This is a genomic window from Youngiibacter multivorans (assembly GCF_017873395.1).
GTDB lineage: Bacteria > Bacillota > Clostridia > Clostridiales > Clostridiaceae > Youngiibacter > Youngiibacter multivorans.
The window spans coordinates 38,759-63,028 of record NZ_JAGGKC010000001.1 but is presented as its reverse complement, the minus strand read 5'-3'; the positions used below and the strand labels follow the sequence as shown (position 1 = coordinate 63,028).

General features: G+C 44.3%; 23 protein-coding genes, 1 tRNA gene and 1 riboswitch. Of the genes, 11 read left to right on the top strand and 13 right to left on the bottom strand.

Annotated elements, in window-relative coordinates; translation table 11 throughout:
* Positions 1-62: 62 nt before the first annotated feature.
* Positions 63-1,484, bottom strand: a complete 1,422-nt coding sequence (locus J2Z34_RS00350; protein WP_209457850.1) for a YlbE family protein — start codon at positions 1,482-1,484, stop codon at positions 63-65.
* Complete coding sequence (fdrA, locus tag J2Z34_RS00345; RefSeq protein ID WP_209457849.1) at positions 1,485-3,023, bottom strand: acyl-CoA synthetase FdrA; 1,539 nt, start codon at positions 3,021-3,023, stop codon at positions 1,485-1,487.
* A gap of 239 nt (positions 3,024-3,262) precedes the next feature.
* Here fdrA and J2Z34_RS00340 point away from each other — a divergent pair, with 239 nt between their 5' ends.
* Complete coding sequence (locus J2Z34_RS00340; RefSeq protein WP_209457848.1) at positions 3,263-3,853, top strand: TetR/AcrR family transcriptional regulator; 591 nt, start codon at positions 3,263-3,265, stop codon at positions 3,851-3,853.
* Positions 3,853-4,446: a TetR/AcrR family transcriptional regulator gene (locus J2Z34_RS00335; RefSeq protein WP_209457847.1), complete on the top strand. Its 594-nt coding sequence runs from the start codon at positions 3,853-3,855 to the stop codon at positions 4,444-4,446. Before J2Z34_RS00340 ends, J2Z34_RS00335 begins: the two co-directional genes overlap by 1 nt.
* Before the next feature lie 110 nt (positions 4,447-4,556).
* On the opposite strand, the gene J2Z34_RS00330 is transcribed toward J2Z34_RS00335, so the two are convergent.
* A complete protein-coding gene (locus tag J2Z34_RS00330; protein ID WP_209457846.1) occupies positions 4,557-5,300 on the bottom strand; it encodes a phosphatase in 744 nt (247 codons plus the stop codon).
* A gap of 102 nt (positions 5,301-5,402) precedes the next feature.
* Positions 5,403-7,952 (bottom strand): PEP/pyruvate-binding domain-containing protein, encoded by a 2,550-nt coding sequence (locus J2Z34_RS00325; protein WP_209457845.1) that lies wholly within the window; start codon positions 7,950-7,952, stop codon positions 5,403-5,405.
* Positions 7,953-8,052: 100 nt separating this feature from the next.
* On the opposite strand from J2Z34_RS00325, the gene J2Z34_RS00320 reads away from it, so the two are divergent.
* Positions 8,053-8,808, top strand: a complete 756-nt coding sequence (locus J2Z34_RS00320) for a nitroreductase family protein (RefSeq protein ID WP_209457844.1) — start codon at positions 8,053-8,055, stop codon at positions 8,806-8,808.
* A gap of 60 nt (positions 8,809-8,868) precedes the next feature.
* On the opposite strand, the gene J2Z34_RS00315 is transcribed toward J2Z34_RS00320, so the two are convergent.
* Positions 8,869-9,429, bottom strand: coding sequence for a hypothetical protein (locus J2Z34_RS00315; protein ID WP_209457843.1), 561 nt, complete (start codon positions 9,427-9,429; stop codon positions 8,869-8,871).
* Positions 9,430-9,663: 234 nt separating this feature from the next.
* Positions 9,664-9,747: riboswitch (glycine riboswitch) on the top strand.
* Between the two features lie 103 nt (positions 9,748-9,850).
* Here J2Z34_RS00315 and J2Z34_RS00310 point away from each other — a divergent pair.
* From J2Z34_RS00310 to J2Z34_RS00300, 3 genes are all read left to right on the top strand, one after another.
* Positions 9,851-10,120, top strand: coding sequence for an ACT domain-containing protein (locus tag J2Z34_RS00310; RefSeq protein WP_209457842.1), 270 nt, complete (start codon positions 9,851-9,853; stop codon positions 10,118-10,120).
* Positions 10,121-10,137: 17 nt separating this feature from the next.
* Positions 10,138-11,496 carry a PFL family protein gene (locus tag J2Z34_RS00305; protein WP_209457841.1) on the top strand — a complete coding sequence of 453 codons (1,359 nt, stop codon included), beginning with the start codon at positions 10,138-10,140 and terminating at the stop codon, positions 11,494-11,496.
* A 605-nt stretch (positions 11,497-12,101) separates the two neighbouring features.
* Positions 12,102-13,253 (top strand): iron-containing alcohol dehydrogenase, encoded by a 1,152-nt coding sequence (locus J2Z34_RS00300; protein ID WP_209457840.1) that lies wholly within the window; start codon positions 12,102-12,104, stop codon positions 13,251-13,253.
* 165 nt (positions 13,254-13,418) lie between these two features.
* Here J2Z34_RS00300 and J2Z34_RS00295 read toward each other — a convergent pair whose 3' ends face one another.
* From J2Z34_RS00295 to J2Z34_RS00265, 7 genes are all read right to left on the bottom strand, one after another.
* Positions 13,419-15,425 (bottom strand): LTA synthase family protein, encoded by a 2,007-nt coding sequence (locus J2Z34_RS00295; RefSeq protein ID WP_209457839.1) that lies wholly within the window; start codon positions 15,423-15,425, stop codon positions 13,419-13,421.
* Positions 15,426-15,479: 54 nt separating this feature from the next.
* Entirely contained in the window at positions 15,480-15,929 is a 450-nt protein-coding gene (locus J2Z34_RS00290) for a 23S rRNA (pseudouridine(1915)-N(3))-methyltransferase RlmH (RefSeq protein WP_209457838.1), read from the bottom strand.
* Between the two features lie 3 nt (positions 15,930-15,932).
* Positions 15,933-16,472, bottom strand: a complete 540-nt coding sequence (locus J2Z34_RS00285) for a globin family protein (protein WP_209457837.1) — start codon at positions 16,470-16,472, stop codon at positions 15,933-15,935.
* A gap of 292 nt (positions 16,473-16,764) precedes the next feature.
* The gene (locus J2Z34_RS00280) at positions 16,765-17,268 is read right to left on the bottom strand and encodes an SEC-C metal-binding domain-containing protein (RefSeq protein ID WP_209457836.1); all 504 of its coding nucleotides are present in this window, start codon (positions 17,266-17,268) and stop codon (positions 16,765-16,767) included.
* Complete coding sequence (locus tag J2Z34_RS00275) at positions 17,269-17,484, bottom strand: CxxH/CxxC protein (protein WP_209457835.1); 216 nt, start codon at positions 17,482-17,484, stop codon at positions 17,269-17,271. It lies immediately after the preceding gene.
* A gap of 1 nt (position 17,485) precedes the next feature.
* Complete coding sequence (locus J2Z34_RS00270; RefSeq protein ID WP_209457834.1) at positions 17,486-18,268, bottom strand: MBL fold metallo-hydrolase; 783 nt, start codon at positions 18,266-18,268, stop codon at positions 17,486-17,488.
* A 10-nt stretch (positions 18,269-18,278) separates the two neighbouring features.
* Entirely contained in the window at positions 18,279-19,538 is a 1,260-nt protein-coding gene (locus J2Z34_RS00265; protein ID WP_209457833.1) for a UDP-N-acetylglucosamine 1-carboxyvinyltransferase, read from the bottom strand.
* 391 nt (positions 19,539-19,929) lie between these two features.
* On the opposite strand from J2Z34_RS00265, the gene J2Z34_RS00260 reads away from it, so the two are divergent.
* The 5 genes from J2Z34_RS00260 to J2Z34_RS00240 all read left to right on the top strand — a co-directional run bounded on the left by J2Z34_RS00260 (position 19,930) and on the right by J2Z34_RS00240 (position 23,824).
* Entirely contained in the window at positions 19,930-20,469 is a 540-nt protein-coding gene (locus J2Z34_RS00260) for a hypothetical protein (protein WP_209457832.1), read from the top strand.
* A gap of 43 nt (positions 20,470-20,512) precedes the next feature.
* Positions 20,513-20,962 carry a hypothetical protein gene (locus tag J2Z34_RS00255; RefSeq protein ID WP_209457831.1) on the top strand — a complete coding sequence of 150 codons (450 nt, stop codon included), beginning with the start codon at positions 20,513-20,515 and terminating at the stop codon, positions 20,960-20,962.
* 65 nt (positions 20,963-21,027) lie between these two features.
* Positions 21,028-21,849, top strand: a complete 822-nt coding sequence (locus J2Z34_RS00250; protein WP_209457830.1) for an MBL fold metallo-hydrolase — start codon at positions 21,028-21,030, stop codon at positions 21,847-21,849.
* A 39-nt stretch (positions 21,850-21,888) separates the two neighbouring features.
* Positions 21,889-22,839: a DnaD domain protein gene (locus tag J2Z34_RS00245; RefSeq protein ID WP_209457829.1), complete on the top strand. Its 951-nt coding sequence runs from the start codon at positions 21,889-21,891 to the stop codon at positions 22,837-22,839.
* Positions 22,796-23,824 carry an ATP-binding protein gene (locus tag J2Z34_RS00240; protein WP_245250445.1) on the top strand — a complete coding sequence of 343 codons (1,029 nt, stop codon included), beginning with the start codon at positions 22,796-22,798 and terminating at the stop codon, positions 23,822-23,824. The genes J2Z34_RS00245 and J2Z34_RS00240 overlap by 44 nt, the downstream gene beginning before the upstream one ends.
* Positions 23,825-24,194: 370 nt before the next feature.
* Here J2Z34_RS00240 and J2Z34_RS00235 read toward each other — a convergent pair.
* Positions 24,195-24,269 (bottom strand) — tRNA-Thr (locus tag J2Z34_RS00235).
* Position 24,270: the final 1 nt, after the last annotated feature.

Below are 24,270 nucleotides of genomic sequence, written 5' to 3'. Positions count from 1 at the left end.
TTACTCCTTTTTTTATATTAGCTGCCGGTATTTCCGGCAGCTGATTACCATTTCAGTATTGGCTATGAGTCAAATTTCTCCGCAAACTCCAGGATCGCCTTCTCAAAGCATTCCATAGGAGGATTTGCTATTCCTGCTCCTATCTGGCCTCTACCCCTTTCCTTGTGGGCTATACCAGTTGTTATTATGGGAAGTATTCCCGTCTCTATGACCTTCCTTATGTCAACCCCCGCCGGAGTTCCCCTGAAATTCAGGAAGGGTATCGTATAGTTCCGGTTCTCGCTCCAGGTTATCTCGTACATTTTCTTTACATAGGCCATAGCATCCGAAACAGTACCTCCAACGAACTGTACTATTGCCGGGGCATTGCCAAGCGAGAATCCTCCAAGGCCGGCAGTTTCAGAAATTGCCGAATCCCCCATGTCAGGAGTTGAGTCCGCCTGACTGAATCCTGGGAAGAACAGTCCGTCGACCAGCTGTGCCGGTCCCGTGAACCACTTGTCCTTTCCCATTCCGCTTACCTTTATACCGAAGTCTTTTCCATTTCTTGCAAGAGCCGTAACGATAGTGCTGTTTTCAACACCTGTCGCAGCATCCAGCTGAGCCTTGCTCGCTGCCATTGTAATGCTAAGATGGTAATGCTCGTTGCCGTTGATGAACTCGGATACCCTGAGTATTGTCTCCTTGTCATAATCTGACCTTAGGAGATGCGGAAGTATCTGCTTGTAGAAAAGCACGCTCGATGCCTTATTCCTGTTATGGCATTCGTCAGACATATGCAGTGCCTGCGATATGGTTGCTCCGGCATCAATACCTCCTGCCCTCACAAGAGCATCGTTCAGCACCGGTCTGAATTCGCTGTCCAGCCACTTCAGTCTTCTTATTACCCCTTCATCCCATGACCCGTACCTCTGGACTGTATATCCTGACCCTTCATGGACTGTTGAGAATGCATAGTTGCCGTAAGTCTCATTTTTGACCACATGGACCAGCATATGTGCTGAGGTTACTCCGGTCATTGCCCCGACCATCTGGTGGTCATGGCATGGGGAGTAGGTTATCTCTCCTGACACTGCGAGCTCTGCCGCCGCTTCAGGTCCATCCGCAAGCCCTTCATATATCAGAGCTCCTATGACGGCTCCTTTCATCGGACCAGGCATATCCTCATATCTTATCGGAGGTCCTGCATGCAGTATCGTTTTTTCTGTCATACCGGGAACAACGTCTATCGCCCTGGATACTCCTGTCAGTACGAGCTTCGAGCTCATCATGATCTCTATGGTCTTGTCATTTGCCCTGTCTACAACATCGCTATCTCCAATTTTTATAAGCGCTTCCATGAGCCTGTTGTCTCCCCCAGCCGGTGGATTCCACTTCACCTGCACTGCAGCAGTCCCCTGTGCTTCAAGATCCTCCCTGAACATGTCCATGCCCAGGTTCACAGGCTTAAGTTCTTTTGAAAAAAGTTCATTTATCGCACCCATCTATCTGGTACCTCCTGTCAATTCAAGCGAAAGTCTCGCTGCCCTTGCATTGCTGCTTGCGACGACTGCCCCTTGTTCCTTGAGCAGACTGACCTGCTTCTCATATCCCTGAAGGTCATCCTTTGTACCAAGCACATATGCGACAAACAGCACCTCACGTCCGGATTCCTTAAGAGCGGACTTTGCTTTTGCAATAGCCCTGGCTGCTTCCCCTGCCGGGTCCCTGTGTGACCCGTAGCCAAGCTCAACATCGAATAATACCACTGCAGTCTCCGGGTCAAGGGCTTCGGTCACAATCCGCTTGTTCCGCAGGTCAGGGTCTATCATCGGATGAGGTCGGCCTACAGTGAACTTGTCATCACCGAGGTCTACAAAGCTATGGGCGATGCTGACCGAAGGATCTGGCAGCTGCTTGACCTTCCCAACATTGCTGTATACATCATCCGGCAGCACCTTTCCGAAAATAGCTGCAGTTTCATCGCACAGCGTCCCTCCACAATAGAGGCCCCTGACATATTTCTGTCCTTTTGCTGAGAGCCTTTCTGACAATCCGCGGAGTTCGTCCATGTTCCATTCATCAACCAGGGATACTGCATGTCCCTCTGTGAGGACAACTGCTTTTCTGGCTGCCTCCTCTAAAGTTGATGCAAAGTGCAGTCTTCCATCATCATCTTTTTCAGGGCTGTTGATAAAGCACACGACCACATCTTTGCTGCAGCTTCCCGCCCTTTCAAGTATCCTCGCGGCAACTGATTCTACAGGAGGCTTAGAAATGAGCACTATTGCCTTAGTGGATGGATCCTTGTCAAGGGCATCTATGCAATCAAGCATCATTGTGCCTCCAACCTCCAGGCTAAGGTCTCTTCCACCTGTGCCAAGTACCTGTGATACTCCGCCACCCATATGGTCAATCAGTACACTTACCTCCTGAGTTCCTGTTCCGGACGCCCCGACTATTCCTATTCCGCCTGCCCTTACCTTGTTTGCGAAGCATAGTCCCATGCCATTGATGATTGCAGTACCGCAGTCAGGACCCATCATCAGCAGACCCTTTTCGTGGGCAAGCTTCTTTAGTGAAATTTCCTCATCTACTGAAATATTGTCAGAAAAGAGCATGACATGGATCCCCTTGTTCAGCGCTTTTCTGGCCTCCTGAGCTGCATATGTCCCGGGCAGGGATATCAGCGAGATGTTTATATCAGGATACCTCTTCAAGGCTGATCCAAGCGACGATGGTGGAGCATCCTCCTTCTTCTCGTCCTTGGCCTTCTCATTCAGCTTCCTTTCAACTAGAGCGAGCACCTCCTCTTCACTGGTGCCTTCATCAGCAACAAAAGCTATTATAAGGTCACTTGGCTTTGCTGCCCTGGCATCATCGAAAAGCAGACCGGCTGTCTGCAGAAGCTCCTTGTTCATGTCCGTTCCCATGCCTACCATGGCGCTCCTGACTCCTGGATGCTCTTCAACCGCCCTTGAAATCTGCATCAGTGACACAGAGTCATAATAGACATTGCTGCGTATCATTCCTTTGATTTGCAAAAATATCACTCCTTATCTTGCGCATGTATTTACTTATTTGATTGCATGTTTTATACTTCAATTATGCAAGTGGTCACTTCAATATTAGCTCTGCTGTTAAACGTTGTCAATATGGCTGAAAAATAAATGATAGCGATTACGTGCAGAAATGTTTTCTGTCGCTTGCCATAGTGTGGAGTCTGCTCGCAAATATGGTATATTATAGGTGAACCGATCAAAAAGCGGAAAGGTGTTATTATATGAGTGACAATTGGACAAGGCTTATCGAAACTGCATATCCCATGTTCATGGAAAAAGGCTACAAGGGCACAGCAACGGCAGATATTGCAAAGGCTGCCGAGATAAATGAGAGCACACTGTTTCGGAACTTCAAATCCAAAGAAAAGCTCTTCCATGCATCCATAGAGCATTTCGCCAACAAGGCAATCGGCATTGAATTCAATATTTTTGAATACACCGGCAATCTGCATGACGATTTGAAAAGAATGGTAAAGACAATGTTCGATGTTGACCTTGAGCTGATACCTTCATTCAGGCTTCTCATAAAAAGATCTCTTGTCAAGGAAAGTGTTCTTGAGGACATCTCAATGGCTCTTTCCGACCAGAACGAGCTGTTCAGCCACTATCTTACAGGAGCCATGAGCAGGGGTATTATGGCGGAAGCTGAATCTGATGTGCTGGTCGACTTCATTTCAAGCTACGTGTTCAACAAGACCTTTGAACTCCTGACAAGCAGAGACCAGGACGGGTTCAGCTCAAGGCTGGATGATATGGTAGAAGAAACTACTGGATACTTCCTGGATCTGACACGTATACGGGAGGTGAAGTAATGAGAAGGTCACTGCAAGATCAGATTGAAGAAGCCGCGCTTCTCCTTTTCTCGAGACAAGGCTTCAACGAAACCAGCACCTTTGAGATCGCCAAAGCTGCAAATGTAAGTGAAGCAACCATTTTCAGGATGTTCAAGACGAAGCACGACCTGTATATTAACGTGCTTGACAAATATGGCCGCAAAGCGGATTTAAGCTATAACAGCATCTTCCACAAGCTTTCATTCGAAAACCTTGAATCCGACCTGAAGGTCATAGTCGAAAGCTTCTATAGGTTTTACTTTGACAACATCCACATAACTAGAATCTATATTTCGAATGCGATACAATTCAGTGAAATCAAGGGCTTTAATTACCTATCCTTCCCTCAGCTCAGAGAATTTCTTGAGGGCTACCTGAAGGAAATGAACATACGCGGAAAAATCAGCGAGGAACTCATCATCAGGGTTTCCGACCTTGTCATGTCCTTCATGGTCAAAGATGTTGCTTTCCTTACAACCTTTAGCAAGGTAGAAGTGCTTGATGAGAAAATACTGTCTCATCTTGAAGAAAAATGGCAAAAAAGGCTACTTCTTCTGAATCTCATGCTATGAGCTAAGGTAACCCTTATAATATGTTCTTGCATTGAAGCAGCCTGAGGCTGCTTCTTCAATTTCTCCTGAAATTCCATGTAAAAAAAGACGTTCTTTCGAACGTCCGAATATCAGAACAAAATTGTCTCGGTGTGACTGTGTATCCTCTCAATCCTCTCTTTGATATAAGCATCGACCTTCTGGACCGAGGTATTCAGGATAAGCTCCTCAGGAAAATCGACCTCCTCGAGAAGCTTGTATACTTTCCCAAACTCTCCTACACTGTCACTGAAGTGCGCATCGCTTCCAGTAACTATCCTTACCCCATGCTTTTTGCAAAGTATTGCAAACTGCCTGCAGTTCTCCTCGCTTCCGGTCCTTACAGCGAAGGAATGGTTGTTGATCTCGATCAGCTTTCCATGCTCTTTGGCTGCAAGAACGACTTCCTCGATATCCACCTGGTACTTGGGATTCCCTGGATGTGATACAGCATCTATTAATGGATTTGAAAGAGCCTTTATCATTCCCTTCGTATGGTCATGGACCTTACTTGGCTTAAGACAGGGCTCATGATATCCTGCCATGCAGAAATCAAGCTTACTTAGGAATCTTTCCGGCAGGTCTATAGTTCCGTCGAAATCCATGATGTTGGCTTCGACGCCCTTAATTATCCTTACCCCATGTATTGTAGGTGGCAGGATCTTAAGGTTATGGAAATAAAGGAAGCCTGGTGCTCCCGGAAGTTCCGGGCCATGTTCGGTCACAGCCATCATCTCAATTCCTTTATCTGCTGCACCTTTCGCCATTTCCTGAATCGTACTGTAAGCATGCCCGCTTGCAATAGTATGTGTATGTGTATCTACGACAAATCTCATCTGTTATCTTCTCCTTTGCTTTGCCTGTCAATTATACAATGGTTATGCTGATTTGCAAATTTAGAAGTTTGTTAATTGGCCAGTTTTCCCCTAAAATCCTGCCTATCTGCATACCAGAGTCTGGCTTACAATATCTGCAAATATCTCCATGCCTTCAGTCATTGCGACATGTATGACATCAGAGAGGTGGTCAGCTCCGGCAATTAAATTGTTCAGGCGGTTCTTCTTCATCATTATCAGCAGGGGGTTGTATGTTACATCACTTTTCCCGTCAAATATGGCAGCATAGAATATCCCTGTCTCTACAAGGTCCTGGAAGAAATGGCTGCCGAACGAAAGCTCAGGCATCAATCCTGATTCTGCGGAAGATACCTCGCAAATTACAGCCATGTTGGCTATCTCTGTAAAATGTACCGGTACTCCAAGTGTCGGAGTAGTAGTCCCCCATCTTCCCGGTCCGACAAGCATCACGCCATAGCCCTTCAGGCTCTCATTGAGCTTTCCGATAGTTCGCGCCACCTCATACTTGCCCTGCTCATCAAGCTTCAGGTATTCTTTTGTCTTCACGAGTATGGTGTAATCAAGAGGAAGCCTCACATTTCCACCCATGAAATTGCCTTTCGACCTGATCAGGCAATTTTCACAGTCACCTGGCTTCGGCATTTCAACAGGAGTTCCAAGTCCTCTTGTCTGGAGAGGCCTGCACTGTACGAGGTTTACCTTGAACCTGCCGTCCTTAGTGAAGTTTACTGTGAATTCAATGTCCACAGGGTATTCATACACCCTGGATATGAGCTCGAGCATGTTTCTCATAAGGCTTGGGAATTCTGTTTCAGATAGAAGCTTTTTGAAATCCATGATTATCGGACGATACTTTAGCGAATATCCTCTTTCCTTCAGGTACTCCTCGCTTCTGAAATCAATGCTTGCGAACAGGCTCCTGTCAGTACCTATTTCACCGCTGACCAGCTCGTCCACGTTTCTTGTGAGCAGGTTGTTTTCCACTATGGAAATGACATCCGCATAATGCTGGGAGAACTTCTTTTCATCACCGTAGCCTATATGCGGTGTCCTCATTGGATTATCAAGGCATACAACATGAGCGTAATCACCTACGCTTCTTTCAACTGCCCTGGTACCGAGTCCGAAGACCATCCTGAGCATGCCTGCCGTGGTGTCGATGTCCTTGTCCCAGACATAAAGGTTCGTTGAGTTTCCTACACCAGCAAGGTGTGGATAGAAGTTTGGTCCATGATAATCACCCGAAACCCTCTGGACCAGAATCGCCATCTGCTCATCGCTTTCCGATAAGCCTCTGTTCAGCCTGTAGTTCAGTGCGTCATCGCTCATGGTGCTGGCGTATACAGTCCTTATCGCCTGCTCCAATGCCTCATATCTCTCTTCAGGAGTACCCTGATTCGCACAGAATACACTATCGTACTTTCCAGCGAACGCATTCCCGAAATTGTCTTCCTGTAGCGAACTGGACCTGACAATTATCGGAGACTGCCCGTAGTATTCCAGCATCTGGTAGAACTGTTCCTTTATGATCGAAGGGAATTTACCCTTAAGAAGCTTCTCCTTCAGCTCAGGTGCAAGCGAAAAATAGCCATCCTTTGTCTTCTGCCTTGTTCTCAGGCTCCACCAGCCATTCTGCACAATGTAGGTATAGAATATGTCTGAGCCAAGATAAAAAGAGTCGTGAGGCTCCAAATACCTTGAAAATTTCTCACCGGCATCCTTCTCAAGTATTTTTCTTGCTACTAGCATACCGACGCTCTTTCCGCCAATGAACCCTGTCCCGATCTCCCTCGATGCCACAGCAAGTATGTCTGCTAGCGTGAAGTAGCGATCGCATAGGTCGAACATCCTTTGCCCGCCGCCAATTATGGTGGACATGAGCTCCCTCTTGATATCCTCCTGGGCCATCTTGTCCTTGGTCAAAGTATCTCCGGCTTTCCCTAGCATTATCTGCCAATGGTCAAGCTTGTCCTTTCCCCTGTCGAGGCTTGAGAAAAGCTCCGCCACCTCCATGCTTGAGGTAATGCTTGAGGCCTCATCTCCCTCTACAAGATGCGGGAAGAACATGGTAGGAGAATATCTCTGCCACACCTTAAGCGGGTGTATGTACCTTCTTCCACCGACATTGTACAGATCAAGCAGAAGCTGAGTTGTCTCCCTTATTCCGGCTATGGTGCTGTATGTGTGGGAATTCCTCATTATTGCGAAATAGGCTATCGTTTCCAGGTCATACAGGAATGGGCATGTAACCTTGAAAAAGTTTGCGATCATCAGGTCCGAATGCCAGAATTCAAGAAGGTCTGTAAGGCAGTCAAAAACATACAGGGCTTTCAGGCCCTCTTTCTCAATGAGTTTCCTGATCTCCGAAGCGAAGCTTTCAAATCCCTTCTTCGAATCAATTTCATATTTTCTTGTAAACAGGGAATCACTCAGAATGGGTTCATGCATTCCAAACCTGAAGTATATGAGCTTTCTTCCTTCAGACAACGCATTTTCAGCAAATGGCACGGCAACGTTCCTGTAGTCATCTATCGAATCGACCTGCCAGACAACATTGTCCCCCAGGCGCATATCATCTATGACTCTGTCAAATCCCCGCAATCCGCTTCCTACTCTTTCGTGCATAGCCATAAACACGCCTCCCTTTAAGGACTTTCATTAAAATGATTATACAACAATTATGCTATAATTGTTGGTAGTACAACGTATTTCAGATTAACTGGAGGGCATCATGAACGAAGTGATCAAGCAGCTGCGAGAAAGAAAGTCATGCAGGATCTTTGAGAAAAAAGAGGTCCAATTTGAGATAAGGAACGAAATCATAAAGTCAGCGCTGGAAGCACCTACTGCCGGAGCCATGATGCTATATACAATAATAGATGTCACTGATACCGAGAAAAAGAAGAAACTATCAGTAACCTGCGATAATCAGCCCTTCATAGCCGATGCACCACTAGTACTCGTCTTTCTTGCAGACTGGCAGAGATGGTTCGATGCGTTTGGATATGAAGGATGTGAGCCAAGAAGGCCAGGTACTGGTGACATTCTCCTTGCATGCGCTGATGCGATTGTTGCAGCCCAGAATACGGTTGTTGCAGCCAATTCACTTGGTCTTGGCTCTTGTTATATTGGAGACATCATAGAGAACTGCGAAGATGTAAGGGAAATACTCGGACTCCCTGAATATGTGATTCCAGCTGCAATGGTTGTGTATGGGTATCCAAGTGAATCACAGTTAAGAAGAAAAAAGCCTGAACGCTTCTCCGTAGAACATATTGTCCACCAGAACAGCTATCGCAGGCTTTCAGTTGATGAGCACAAATCCATGCAGGAAGACCTTAACATAAGATCAGGATTCCCGGACAAGGATATCACTGAATCTGTAAGGGCACTCTGCAGGAGAAAGTACATGTCTGATTTTTCACTGGAGATGAACAGGTCCGCCCGAGTTTACCTGGATTCATTCGATCACAGCATTAAAAAGTAGATGCAGAATATCTCAATAATATATTTTCCAAAAAAGGCACTCTTCCGAGTGCCTTTATAACTATCCCTGCAGCTGTGAGACTTTTGTAGTCTTTGCAAGTGGCTTCCATATGAATGACGCTATGGCGAAGTCAACGAGGCTGTGAACAAATGTCCCTACTCCAACGAGGAGTACTATGGAAACAATGAATCCTTTTGCATAGTAGGCCTGTGACATTCCGTTCCCAAAGTAAAAGGGCATTACAACGAGCATTTCACTGATGGCATGTATGATAGCAATGAGCAGAGATAATCCAGCCCTTGAAGCAGTACCATCCATTATGTTCCTTCTGTTCTTTATTATGCTTGAACCTATCAATGCCCATACCAGATGTGTTCCAGCCCTCAGCACGACAACTATCGGAAATCCTCCGATGAAGAAACCAAGAGTCGTTCCTATGGCTACGGCTACTGCTGTTGCAGGAGATATGAACATTGCGATCATCGTAGCCACATGGCTTGCCAGAGTGAAAGAAGCTGGCTCAAGTAATATTTTGATTGGGGAATACATTGGGATTATGATTCCTATGGCGCAAAGAAGGGCTGCAATTGTCATTTTGTACACTTTGTCACTTGTTTTCATTTTATCACCTCATAAGAAATTAACAGTTTGTGAACAGTCTGGTTATAATTGTAGCATATACAGCTGTCTTGTCAACTTTATGGATCATAAAACCTATAGTTGATTCTCCATTTTGTTTATGTCAGGGAACACAGTCTGCCTGATTTCGTGTTTGCCCTGTACTCTTTGATATGCTATAATTCCATATAAATCAATAGTTCGGTTGATGGCTGCGGGATAATTCAGACCGTAGTCGGACGAGCCTCTGGAGAGACTCAGTGAGCACCGAAGGGGAAAGCCTATGGCGAAACTCTCAGGTAAAAGGACAGAGGATGATGGAACTAAAGGCAGCTTAAAGTCGCCTTTCATTCCCATCTCATTATCGTAGACCGAATCGTGGATTGGGTCTTATTTTTTTACTAATGAATCGAGGGGGAAAAAGATGAAAGCGTTCATAACTGTAATCGGAAAAGACAGGGTCGGAATCATACATGGTATAACATCCGTTCTAAAGGACTGCAATGTAAATGTCCTTGATATTATCCAGACCAGAGTGGAGTCTTACTTCACCATGATAATGTTCGTAGACCTGGAAGGTATGTCAACGGACTACAAGGTACTTAAATCATCTCTGGATGCTGCCGGAGAAACGCTTGGCGTTACTGTAAAGATCCAGCATGAGGACATATTCAACTCAATGCACAAGCTTTAACACCGGAGGGCAATCTTATGATAAACTACCAGAACATAATGGAGACCATTAACATGATCGAGCAGGAAAAGCTCGATATCCGTACCATAACTATGGGTATTTCCCTCCTTGACTGCAGTGACAGTGACGGAAAGAAATCAAGACAGAAGATATACGACAAGATAACAAGATATGCTGAGAAGCTCGTATCTGTCGGAGAAGACCTTGAGCTGGAATATGGAATTCCGATAATCAACAAGAGGATATCAGTCACTCCCATATCCCTTATTGCCCAGGCTTCAGATGACACTGATTATGTTGAGTACGCCAAGATTCTCGACAGAGCTGCCGATACCTTAGGCGTTAATTTCATTGGTGGATTTTCCGCTTTGGTTCAAAAAGGCTACACAAAGGGCGACAGGATACTCCTGAACTCCATACCGGAAGCTCTTGCTTCTACTGGCAAGGTATGTTCATCGGTCAATGTAGGCTGCACCAAGAGTGGAATTAACATGGATGCTGTACGTGACCTTGGCCATATTATAAAGAAGACAGCTTATCTCACGAAGGATAACGATAGCATAGGATGTGCAAAGTTTGTAGTCTTTGCCAATGCAGTGGAGGATAATCCATTCATGGCAGGCTCCTTCCACGGTGTCGGTGAAGCCGAATGCGTAATAAATGTGGGAATCAGCGGACCTGGAGTCGTCAAGAAGGCACTTGAGTCGGTCCATGGAGCAAGCTTTGATGTCCTTGCAGAGACTGTCAAGAAGACCTCCTTCAAGATAACAAGGATGGGCCAGCTAATAGCAACTGAGGCATCAAGACGCCTCGGATTCCCGTTCGGAATAGTGGACCTCTCCCTCGCTCCGACTCCTGCTGTCGGCGACAGCGTCGCCAGGATCTTCGAAGAAATGGGACTTGAGCGAACCGGTTGTCATGGAACGACCGCAGCTCTGGCACTTCTTAATGATGCTGTTAAAAAAGGTGGAATCATGGCAGCAAACCATGTCGGAGGCCTTAGTGGAGCTTTCATACCTGTAAGTGAGGATGAAGGCATGATAGAGGCTGTTGTGACAGGAGCTCTGTCGCTTGACAAGCTAGAAGCGATGACATGCGTATGCTCGGTTGGACTTGACATGATCGCGGTTCCCGGAGATACTCCTGCTGAGACGATATCCGGCATAATCGCTGATGAAGCCGCCATTGGTGTTATAAACAACAAGACCACAGGTGTCAGGATAATCCCTGTCTACGGAAAGGAAGTCGGCGATTCAGTAGAATTCGGCGGACTTCTGGGCACCGCACCAGTAATGGCTGTAAGTAAATTCTCCAGCGCAGATTTCATAAATCGTGGAGGCAGGATACCTGCCCCGGTTCACAGCTTCAAGAATTGATCCATAATGGAACAAAAACAACATTCGGCGCTAAAGTGTCGGATGTTGTTTTTTGTTCTTCTTTGATACACTCTAAACACGCCTTTGATAAACTGATTGCTGATAATTGCGACAATTCTAGTTGAATCCAGTTTTCTCGCTATTTTATGTCATATATTGGCACATTTTCGCGAAAATAGACTTTACAACCACAAATTAATTTGTCCGGTAATGGAACAATCTATGTTAACCACAGCTTTTTTATTGCTTAAATATTCAAATATTCTAAATATACGCTTAATGGTATTACACGGATTTCGAAAATGGCTTAAAACAGCCAATCAGATGCACACTTATCTGTTTATTTTTTGATTAACAAAAGCTTGAAGTGAAATTTTGCAGCGCAACAGATACTCCTTTTCCATTATATTGGTCAGGCTATAAATTCTTATGCATATATTTGCGTTTTTATTGTAATATATAGCATATTTATGCATATAGACATTTTTTTAACTGACCTACTTGAATATATATGCTTTTCCCATCTTCTGTTTACGTTTACATCATGTTATATTCTTCATGTAACTGTTATTCCAATAAAACTTATTTGAAAGGAAGGTAGAAGCATGGCAGTAAGCGCGTATTTCATCCCAACAGTCAATCTTATCGGAGCTGGAACAGTCAACGAAGTCGGTGAAAAGATTAAGGTACTCGGAGGAAAGAAAGTCCTCATAGTCACGGATGCAATGCTGGCAAAGTTCGGAATGGCCGACAGGGTTAAAGGCATTATCGAGGCATCCGGGCTTGAAGCAGTCATATTTGACGGAGCAGAGCCAAACCCGACAGACCTGAATGTTGCAGCTGGATTGAAGGCATGGAAAAAGCACAAATGCGATTCACTTGTATCCCTAGGCGGAGGATCATCACATGATTGCGCCAAGGGGGTCGGTCTACTTGCGTCAAACGGCGGCAACATAAAGGACTATGAAGGCGTTGATGTATCCAAGAACGAATTTGTACCATATGTTGCATTAAATACTACTGCTGGTACTGCTTCAGAGATGACACGCTTCTGTATAATCACCGATACTTCCCGAAAAGTAAAGATGGCTATTATCGACTGGAGAGTAACAGCCAAGGTATCCATAAATGATCCTGAACTCATGGCAGGAATGCCTCCTTCACTTACTGCAGCAACAGGTATGGACGCACTTACGCATGCAGTCGAGGCATATGTTTCGACTATAGCGAATCCACTTACTGACTCAGCAGCCCTCATGGCAATCAAGCTTGTCGCAGAGTATTTGCCTAAGGCTGTAGCTAATGGAACCGACATGGTCTCAAGAGAGAAGATGGCCTATGCTCAGTTCCTTGCAGGTATGGCATTCAACAATGCCAGCCTTGGTTATGTACATGCTATGGCTCATCAGCTGGGCGGCTTCTACAATCTTCCTCATGGAGTCTGCAACGCAATACTTCTTCCTGTAGTATCGCAGTTCAACCTTCTTGCCAAGGCAGACAGGTTCAGGGACATAGCAGTTGCAATGGGTGAGTGTGTAGATGGACTTTCAGTCAATGATGCCGGCCAGGTCGCTATTGAAGCCATAAAGACCTTGTCCAAGGCTGTTGGTATCCCTGACGGACTATCAAAGCTCAATGTAAAGGAAGTGGACTTCGAAGTAATGGCGAAGAACGCCAAGCTTGACGCATGTCAGCTGACTAACCCGAGACTTGCAACGCTCGAGCAGGTAATAGAGCTTTTCAGGAAGGCAATGTAACTAATTAAACGACCTAAGCCACCTTGTTGTCTGACAAGGTGGCTTATTGCTGCAGCTATATTTGCTTATCACTAGTGTGGTCAATGTTCATCGATCATCCGGTTCTTGAACAAATGAACAGGAGGTACTTAAGAAGCCCGCCTCTTAAATACCTCCTGATTTCTGTTATTTCAGGACCTTCGCATAATAGTCTGTGTCCAGGATCAGGGCGGAATACGTGAACTTCCTGTCTATCAGAGCTGAGATGTTCTTCCTGTAGTCCTCTTCGACTGTTACTCCATCATTTGGTGTGAAAACCTTCGTAGTCGAATTGTACCTTCCCTTGTCTGATATGAAGCTCCTGTTAGAGAATATTACAAGCGGAGGTGTGTCCGAGAAAGCATCAATACCCATGAGAAGTCTTGAGTCATACTTATTTCCCATAAGGTTGTTTATAGTCGGAATGATGTCAAGGCTCGATACCGGCCTGTCTATCGTCTCTGGTTTCATTCCCTTTGCATATAGTATGAAGCTGCTTGAATAGAGCTCAAAGTTCTTCTCTACTGTATGTCCTGCCAGATTGTTCAGGTCATTCTCTTCAAGTCCGTAAGGATAGTGGTCCGCACTTATAGCTATAAGAGTCTTGTCTGCAACTCCTGCCTCTTCAAGCCTCTTAAGAAGATACTCCATTGCCTTATCAAGCTCTATCTGAGTTGCCATATAAGCTTTGCCGCTTGAGTTATAAGGGAGGCTATCTACCAGGCTCTTGTTCTTTTTTGCAATGAAGTTACCGTCAAATGTATACATCATGTGTCCGCTTACAGTCATGTAATAGGTGTGGAACTTCTCATCGTTTATGAATTCATCAACTGTTTTCTCCATCATCTCGATGTCTGACTCCGGCCATGTCTTCCTTACATCAAGTCCATTTCCGACACCCTTGTAATCATAGCCCATGTTCGGATGGGAAATGTTTCTCTTGTAGTAAGTATAGGTGTGGTTGTGGTATGCCCTTGTTGAGTATCCGTACTGAGACAGCATATTTCCCATTCCAAATGGCATGTATATGCTTCCTGATTTGTAATAGCTCCAGACACCGCTTTTTGGAATCAGACTCGTGGTTGCAACATACTCTCCATCTGATGTGGATACTCCCCAAATAGGATTGTAGAAGTTGGTAAAGTTGAATCCTTCGGTCTGCATCTTGTAGAGCGTCGGGGTGACATCCTTGTCAACCGCATACTTCGAGAAGCCTTCTGCAGTTATAAGTATAAGATTGTAACCTTCGAACATTCCAGTATAGTCATTCTTTGCAGTTGGCTCCAGTGTGGAAAAATACTGGTGCATCTTCTTGACTGTATCGCTACCTGCTCCTGCAATTAGGTCATCAAAATTAATATCCATAACATTGTATTCGACTGGCTTCACTGGCTCCTCAGTTGGTGTCTGAGTTGTAGGGCCAGTTGGTCCCGGCTCATTTTCCTTGGCAGGAACCTCTACTATAGGTACATCGATAACGGGATCGAATCCAAAGATCGTTCTTTTCAGATCAAGCCTCATTGTTGTAAACAGACCAAGATTGTCAACCGATGCAATCGGGTAATTTGTCTTGAAGTAAACATCATATGCAGAGTTCTGTTCCTTGTCACCGATATATATCCCTCCAAGGGCAAGTATATGAGGAATGACAATCAGAGTTGCAATCACAGCCCTTTCCACTCCAGATATCCTGTATGAGCTTATTTTCGTCCTGAAAAAAGCTATATATGCGATGGCAGGTATGAATATCGCAATCAGCCAGGGAATATTTCTTATTACCTGAGTGATTATGTCATTCATGAATTCCATGACAGTGGCTCCATTCCCTGCGGAATATACCGTATAGAATGTCTTGAAGAACTTGAAGTATATGAGCTGGGAAGAAAATAAAAGCCCCAGTGCGATTAGTGCGAATGAGGTTATGAAATTTCTTGCCTTATCCCTGAACAGAGTCGCAAGCAGATAAACTCCTGCGCTAAGTGACAATGAAAAAAGAAGTGAGTACACAAGGCCGATAGATACGAACTTCTCTGAAGTGTTGAATCTTAATATCAGCTCCATGTAAAACACGGAAATAAGGATATAAACAAGGAGGTCAAGTCCTTCAAGCGTACTTCCGTGGGATGCATGGGCAAGTCTCTTTTTTCTTCTCATCAATTTACCTCTTTTATACTTCTGATTTTTTCACTCTGATAAACTTCATTTCTACTATTTTGAAGCTGCTGCAATCTCATGCAGAAGCATGATCCTGAAAAGCTGATGCGGATATGTCATCCTGGAAAAGCTTACCCTCTCATCTGAGAGCTTCAGCACATCCGTTGAGATTCCAAGGCTGCCACCAATGATCAGGTAGAGCAGTCCCTTTTCATCGTCAGATTCTCTGATTTTCTTAGACCAATAGTCTGAGCTTACTGCTTTTCCGCTGACATCAAGGACGATTACTCTGCCCTTTTCCTTTATTGTCGATAGTATCCTCTGACCCTCAATATTCCTGACTCGTTCCTCTTCCTTCGTGCCTGCTCCATCAATTGTCTTTTCGTCTTTGATTTCAACAAGCCTGACCCTGTGTCTTTTTGAAATTTCTGTCAACAGGCTCTCCTGTGCAGAAGATAGGTATTTTTCCTTCAGTTTGCCAACTGACAATATCCTGATTTCCAACAACTACTCTATCCTTTCAAATGATGACAGAATCTTCATATACTCCTGCCTATTTTCGCCCACCATTTTCTCGCTGCTCCAGACAACCAGCTGAATGAAATTCTCATCATCCTCCAGAATAACGAACATGTATGTAATCCTTACGCCTTCTATGGTCCCTGTTATAGTAAAGCCATAGCCTTCCAGGCCGTTTACTGTTATGTTCTCCATTCCATCGGTTACCGCATCCTGAAGTCCTTCAGAGGTAGCTTCCCCCGCCAACTCTGAGTATAGCTTGAGTGTCATCTCACTTGAAAATCCAGACTTATGGTCTAGAAGTGCAATGAAATAAGCACTTTCATCAACATTTGCCAGCGAAAGCCTTGACTCCTCATGCAGCGAACTGTCTTCACTCCATTTTGTCGTAGCTTCAACAGAAAAGCTTCCGGAAGAATCCTTAAATGTCTTCTGTTTTACCTCCAGGAGGCTTACTGAATCTCCAAGTGCACAGGATGAAAGGAATAGAGACATGACTGCTGCCATGAGAACAAACCGTTTCTTCATACAGGGTTCACCCCTCTTAAGCCAACTCATTAATGCCAATCTGGCCATTTTTGCAAAGAGGTCATCTCCCCGCATCATATTCATATTAATATTATTGCCACATAAAATGGTTTCATTTCGGATAATTTAATGAAATTTTCAGTTTTTAGAGATATCTTCAGTAATTTTCTAGTCAAGTCAGTATTCTTTTCAAATATTCAACTACACATCACGTAAAACTTGATTTGTATATTTTTGATATACAATATTAATGATGAAACCCCGGAATCACCGGGGTTTCGCTTCAGCAATATTACGATGCCTTTCCGCAGCACTTCTTATATTTCTTGTCGCTTCCACATGGACATGGGTCATTCCTTCCAATCTTAACCTCATTTTTAACTGTTCTGGAATTCTTCCATGTTTTCTTTATATCTTCGCGCTTTTCATCACTCAGAAGATTCTCCCACGCGCTGATTGTGTACAGATACTCTGCTTTCGCATCGAGCATGTTGAAATAAAGCTTCTCAAAGTCAATATCCAGCTCAACTTCATCTTCTGCACCCAGCTCTTCAAGATTCAGAGTATTCCTTAAAGAATCATTGATTCCGTCTGTAAACCCCATTGCAAACTCTACTGTTGTGTCTATCTTCTCAGCAAGTCCTTTCATTGTATAGGTGAATTTCTCACTGCCTTTTGTCAGGATTTCCTCGTATATCCTCTTCTCAATGTCAGAATACACATCCCAGAATGCCTTCTCACCTTTTGTCTGTACAAAATCTACTACCATGTCGTTCCAATCTTTGTATAAGCTCATTTAGTCAATCTCTCCTTGATCATTACTTCTATTTTGGTTTCCAGCTTCCATAATATTATGGTCTGCCGGCAATTTAAGCACGTATGCAGCAGCACTCATGCAATAACCGCACTTGTTTGCTTCTGAAATTTCCATTATTGGAAATGTTTCATTCTCATTAACAAAGTCATCAATGGCAATATCTGAATGGTCTATGCAACAGAATATTTCCTTCACTTTACACCTCGCTATAGCTTGAAGGCCTTATTCTGCTGGCCAGAGAAAGGTCAACATCCGCTCCCAGAGTCAGACCACCTTCAATCAGGATATTCTCGACAGTCTTGTATGCCAGTTCAGGAACATTGTTGGTTCCTGACAAATGCCCCAGCACTATCTTCTTTTTACCGGACCTGAGAAGTTCCAGTGCCGCCAGGCCAGAATCAACATTTGAAAGATGTCCCAGCTCGCCAAGTATTCTCCGTTTCAACGGATACGGGTAAGGTCCGAACTTTACCATCTCGATATCATGGTTGCTTTCAAGAAGTATCAGGTCTGAGTCCTTTACTCCAAGCCTGATTTCTTCAGTGAAAACGCCGATATCAGTAGCGACGCTGACCGATTTTTTCCCGTCGCTGATCGTATATCCCACACATGCGGCTGCATCATGCGGAACTCTGAAGGTTGAAACTTCAAGGTCTCCTATAATGAATGACCTGTCGAAGACCCTGATGTTCGACTCGCTGACATTCCCTATACATGACTGCATGGCCTGCCATGTCTTTGCATTGGCATATACGGGTATGTTGAATCGTCGTGACAATATCCCTATTGCCTTGATATGGTCAACATGTTCATGAGTTACCAGAATGCCCTTCAGTTCAGCAGGGTTTTCCCCTATGTTCTCAAGTGCACTTATTATGCTCTTTCCGGTCAGTCCTGCATCAATCAGGACCTTGGTCTTTTCAGACCCGGTGAATATGCTGTTTCCACTGCTTCCGCTATATAGGGAGCAAAATATCATTCTAACACTCCTAGCACTTCTCTCTGGTTATGTCGGCTCCCAGCTTCCTGAATTTATCCTCGATGTGAGGGTAGCCTCTGTCTATATGCTCTATGTCCAGCACTTCGCTCTTTCCTTCTGCCATGAGTGCTGCTATGACCATAGCCGCGCCAGCTCTAAGGTCAGTTGCCCTTACTACTGCGCCTGTCAGCTTCTCAACGCCTTCGATGATTGCCGTCCTGCTTTCCACCATGATGCTGGCACCCATCTTCTTGAGCTCATCAACATGCTTGAACCTTGATTCCCAGATGTTCTCGTTTATGATGCTCCTGCCCTTGGCAATGCACATGAGTGCGCTCATAGGCTGCTGGACATCAGTCGGGAATCCCGGGTATGGCATGGTCTTTATGTTGATAGCCTTTAGCTTGGACCTGTCAGATGTTACGACTACGTAGTCGTCATATTCCTTTATGGATACTCCCATCTCAATAAGCTTTGCAGATATTGATTCCAGATGCTTCGGTATGACATTCATTATCTTCACTTCACCACCGCAAGCGGCAGTTGCAATCATGTATGTTCCCGCTTCAATCTGGTCAGGAATAACGCTGTATGAGCATCCCTTTAGGGACTTTACTCCATTTATCCTGATGACATCAGTACCGGCTCCCTTGATGTCAGCTCCCATTGTATTCATGAAGTTGGCTACATCAACCACGTGGGGCTCTCTCGCTGAGTTTTCAAGAATAGTCTGCCCTTCAGCAAGTGACGCAGCAAGCATGACATTGATTGTCGCTCCAACGGACACAACATCAAAGTATATGTTAGCTCCTATGAGCCTGTCAGCGACAGCATATATTGACCCGTGCTCCATCTTGACAGTTGCTCCAAGTGCCTCAAAGCCCTTAATATGCTGGTCTATAGGCCTTACTCCGATAGCGCAGCCGCCCGGAAGCTCCACCCTTGCTTCCTTGAACCTGCCAAGCAAAGCCCCAATAAGGTAATAGGATGCTCTCATCTTTCTTACATCTTCAGTGTCTGCAACTTTCCTAATGTCTCCTCTGGCGTCAACTGTGACACTGCTTCCGCTTCTGTTTATCTTGCAGCCAAGTGACCCGATAATCCTCTCAAGACAATTGACATCGTCAATATCTGGTATGTTTTCTATTTCGCACACACCTTCTGATGCCATTATAGTTGCAGGAAGTATAGCTACAGCGGCATTTTTTGCACCGCTGGTGTCAATCTCCCCATATAGGCTCTTGCCACCTCTGACAACAAGTTTCTCCATTTTTTCCACCCTCATATTCAATCATTGCTTATAAAGCCCGCATATCCATTATTTGTTGCTGAAAACTCACTCAACCCGACCTATGTATATGGTCAGCCCATTTTTTATAACCACTATATTATAGCATAAAGTAGCGCTGTAAAAAATTCATTTTGCACTCATATGAATTGTACCTTCTAAACATAGCCCACGAGCCTGTCAAGAACCGAATGAATCCTCTTTATCTGCGATTTATGCTATAATTATTCTACTGGCATAGAAATCGGAGCCTACAGCTTTCGAAACGCCGCCAAATGGATTTTACATTAAAGTTATGAAGAAATTATAATCACGACGACATTCTTGGAAGCGAGGTGAAGGGATCCTGCACATGTTGCAATGATCCCCGTTTATGAAGTATTATCTTGTCGCACTGCTTGACCGCAACTCCGGAAAAATCATAGAGAATGCAACCCGGAATCTGGTAAAAAAACTAAGGCCCCAAAAAAAGACCTCCTATTATGGCGTGATCATGGAAGTCATCGAAGATCCGGATCCTGCAAAGCTTGAACCGATCCTTAAGGACATGATCAAGGCAATGAGGTATTTTAAGATCGACGTCAAAGGCAATCTTGTTTTTGATGAGGAGAACAAGACCATAGGCCTGGAGGTTGTCAATTTTGGCTACCTCAAGAGAATTTCCAGAAAATTCAACACCATGCTTGGTCTTCACGGCTTCAAGGTAAGACCTGAGGAATCCGTAGATAACACAGCTCAGCTGATCCTGTTTTCTGGAGAACGGTCAAAGGAGCTTGATAAAGTCGAACCTGTTCTCAAGTCCGGGGACGATAAGCTGTTCAGGGTGGATAGATTTGAGCTATGGAAAAATCTGAACTTCAAAAAGGAATCGGTCTATACCGTTTTTGAACTTGTAGATCCCAATATAATATGAAGTCATTTTTTCACAACTAAGCTGGACGCTTGGAGGTAGTGAAATGGATCTTAAGAAGTTTCTTTCCGAATCCAGCGGCATCCAAAGCGATGCCATAACATCATATGCTAAACCAGGAAACGCCAGGAAGAAGTCATACCTTAAGCTTCTGACTCTGCTCGGGGCACTATCAGGAGCGACTATGACCACGTCTTCGGAAGCGCTTCAGAAAGGTGCAACCAGGCAAGAAATAATTCACTATTTCACGCTATCACTTGAATACGTGCTTTTCCTTGGTAAGGAAACAGGCTCAACCATGGATTCCTGGGAACCGAAAGGCAGTGATGTAGATATCACTACCCAGCTTATAAATCTATTTATCAACGTAAACGAACTGTTCATGTCTCCAACAACAGACAGTTATGAAAATCTCCTGGAAGACATGCTTATGCTGGCAGGGTCTCTTGGATTGACACAAGAGGAGATTGCCGGAGAGTTTGAAAAGATTCAATGACCGGCATATTCTAAATGCCCGGTCTACTTTTTTATCTGACCCAACTTAAAATGAAAGAGGAACCAATGGAAAACAGAAACAGATTCCTTTATAATCTGATTAAATTGAACCTGAGCATGCTTTTGAAGCAAAGAAAGGTAATCGTACCTGAACCGCTTGAAGAAACCTCATTCAACTGGCTCGGGCATTCGACCGTATCTATGAATATTCGCGGAGTCAGGATCATAACTGATCCTGTCTTTGAGAACAGCTTCGGATTTTTCAGAAGGAAGTACATACTTGATTCCCGTAATCATATGAGGACCGATCTCATACTGATATCTCATGAGCACATGGACCATTACAGCTTAAAGTCGCTTAAAAGGTTTGAAGGCAATCCCAGGATCATAGTACCCCCGGGATACGGTGCAAATTTAATTTCAACAGGCTTCAGGAACGTAACTGAGCTGAAGCATGAGGAGACCTACAATCATGGTCCGGTTACTATAAGGGCAATCGAGCTTGCCCATGACGGCAGAAGATATTATAAAGGAACCGGTAAGCCCACCAACGGCTATGAAATAATATATGGTGAAGAACGCATAATAGTAATGGGAGATACCGCCTATACGGACGTATTGGATGGCAATGAATGTTCAATCGCATTCCTTCCTGTTGGAAACTACCTTCCTGAATCATTGAGCTATATGCATTCAAGCCCTGACGACGCCTACAGGATGTTTAAGGGTATGAGTGGAGGACTTTTTTTCCCGATTCACTATCAGGCATTTCAGTTTGCCCTTGATGATGATGAAAACACGGTTATGAAGCTTCTGTCATTGCAGTCATCCGATCCAAGAGTGCTGCCAGGAGAAATTGGCAGGACGTATCCGTTACCCAGACCTTAACATATTTATGGGAGAACAAATCCCAATTAGGAGATATTCATGACTACTCTCATGCTCAAACAGGAAAACTATAATATCGTTCCATTAAGTGCCAGATTTGTCGACGAGTTCATGCCTGCAGCTCGTGGAGAATACGTGAAGGTATATATCATGCTTGTACGATACATGCAGATAGGCGAGATAGGAGTAACCACATCCTTTCTGGCGGACACATTGGGACTTCTTGAGACAGATGTTCTGAAAGCGCTGGAGTACTGGAACCAGAAAGAGCTCATAAGCATGAAGACAATAGATGCCGCAGGTAACATATCCATACAGCTAAATAGTGACATTGCCGTTAAGGGACCTGCATCGCCATCAGCTAAGCCAGATGTCCAAAAGGAATATTCCGATGGAATGCTTGTGGAAATCGAGTCGATGATGGGCAGACCGCTGAGCACACGTGAAATGGATACCTTCCTGTCCTTTAAGTCAGAGTATTCATTCCCCGGAGAGGTCGTAATGCTGCTAGTTCAGCATTGTCTCAACAGAGGTGTGTCTGACTTAAGATATATGGAGAAGGTCGCCATTAACTGGAACTCTCTTGGCATCAACACAGTCGCGCTTGCACAAAGCAACATCAGGAAGCATGAAGACAAGTGGTCAAGCTACAGAAAGGTGCTTACTTATCTGGGAATGAAGGAAGCTGAGATCATGAAGCCTCAGGAGGACCTTCTGGACAAATGGTTCACGGCCTATGCCTTCTCAACAGAAATGATACTAAAGGCATGCGATATCAGCTTCAATAACCTCGGGAAAGGTGAAATGAAGTATATTGATGCGATACTCAGGTCATGGAATGAAGAGAACATAAAGACACCAGATGAAGTAGATTCAAGGAAAAAGCCGCCAAAGGCAAAGGGTAAGACTGGCAAGAAGGATAATCCAGATTTCACAGAAAGAGAGTATGACTACAGCGAGCTCGAGAAGAAGCTTCTGGGAAGGGAGTAGAATGATAAGAGGATACCATTCTCTGATAATGGAAGAGTATGAAAAAATACGTCAAGAAGAGAGCGACGCCCTTCAGGAAAGGAAAAGGTGGGCAGAACAGAACATGCCCCGCGTTGTCGACATAGAAAAAAGAATAGCCAAACTCAGTCTGGAGCTTGCGATGTTGAATTTCAAGCAAAGGGATAACCGTGAGGAGACATTCGACAGGCTAAAATCTGAGATAACTGAGCTCAGAGGAGAAAAGATGGAGGCTCTTGTAGAGAGAGGGCTGACTCCGGACTACCTCAGCATAAGGCACAGATGCGGAAAATGCCTTGATACCGGGTATGTTGGCACCGCAAAGTGCAACTGCTATAAACAGAAGCTCGTGAACCTTTATTATAAGAACTCGGACTTCAACGATATGATCAGGAAATATTCCTTCAAGGACTTCAGGCTTGATCTTTATTCCAATTCTTCCAGTGAGGATCCTAGTCCCAGAAAAAACATAGAATCGATATTAGAGTCGGTATATGACTACATGAAGAACTTTAATTCATCTGAGGAAAATTTGCTTTTTTATGGCAATCCTGGTGTCGGCAAGACTTTCCTTTCGACATGCATGGCTGGCGAACTGCTCAATCAGGGCTGGTTCGTTGTCTACAGGACATCAGACTCACTTATTCAGAACCTCAAGGACATAAAGTTCAATGACAATGATGAACTCATGGATGTCCTTATGAACTGCGATTTACTTATAATTGACGACCTGGGTACAGAGCTGACTACTGAATTTGCAAAGGTAGAACTTTTCAACTTCATCAACACAAAGCTTCTTAGAAAGAAGAAGATGCTCATATCCACAAACCTGACGATTGACGGATTGAAATCAAAGTATCAGGAAAGAATCTTTTCAAGGCTGATGGGAGACTTCTCATTATACAAGTTTTCTGGAGATGACCTAAGAATTAAGATTAATACGGAAAAAAGAAGGGCTCTGGGCTAATTCCAGAGTCCTTCTCAATATCTTTGAAAATAGATATTATCCACAACCAAAAAAATAGTATTAGTATTGCAACTCGTTTACATTATATTTATCAAGTTCTTACAATATGTTGTGTATATTGTAAGTTGCTACACACTATTTAGTATATCCAAATACAGTACTAACAGTCCTGTCAATGTTTTCATTAACCTATCTGGGCTAATTTCATATGGACTTATCCACAATTTTCCGTAGTTAGTCACAGGTTATCCACACTTATGCACATATTTGTGGATTATTAGGTTGCCGAGGCTCTAAACTTCTTCTTATAAGGGCTATACAAACTGGGAACAAAAAAAAATACCAAAGCAATAAAGCTTCGGTATTTTTGTGGAGCTGGTGAACGGAATCGAACCATCAACCTGCTGATTACAAGTCAGCTGCTCTACCATTGAGCCACACCAGCA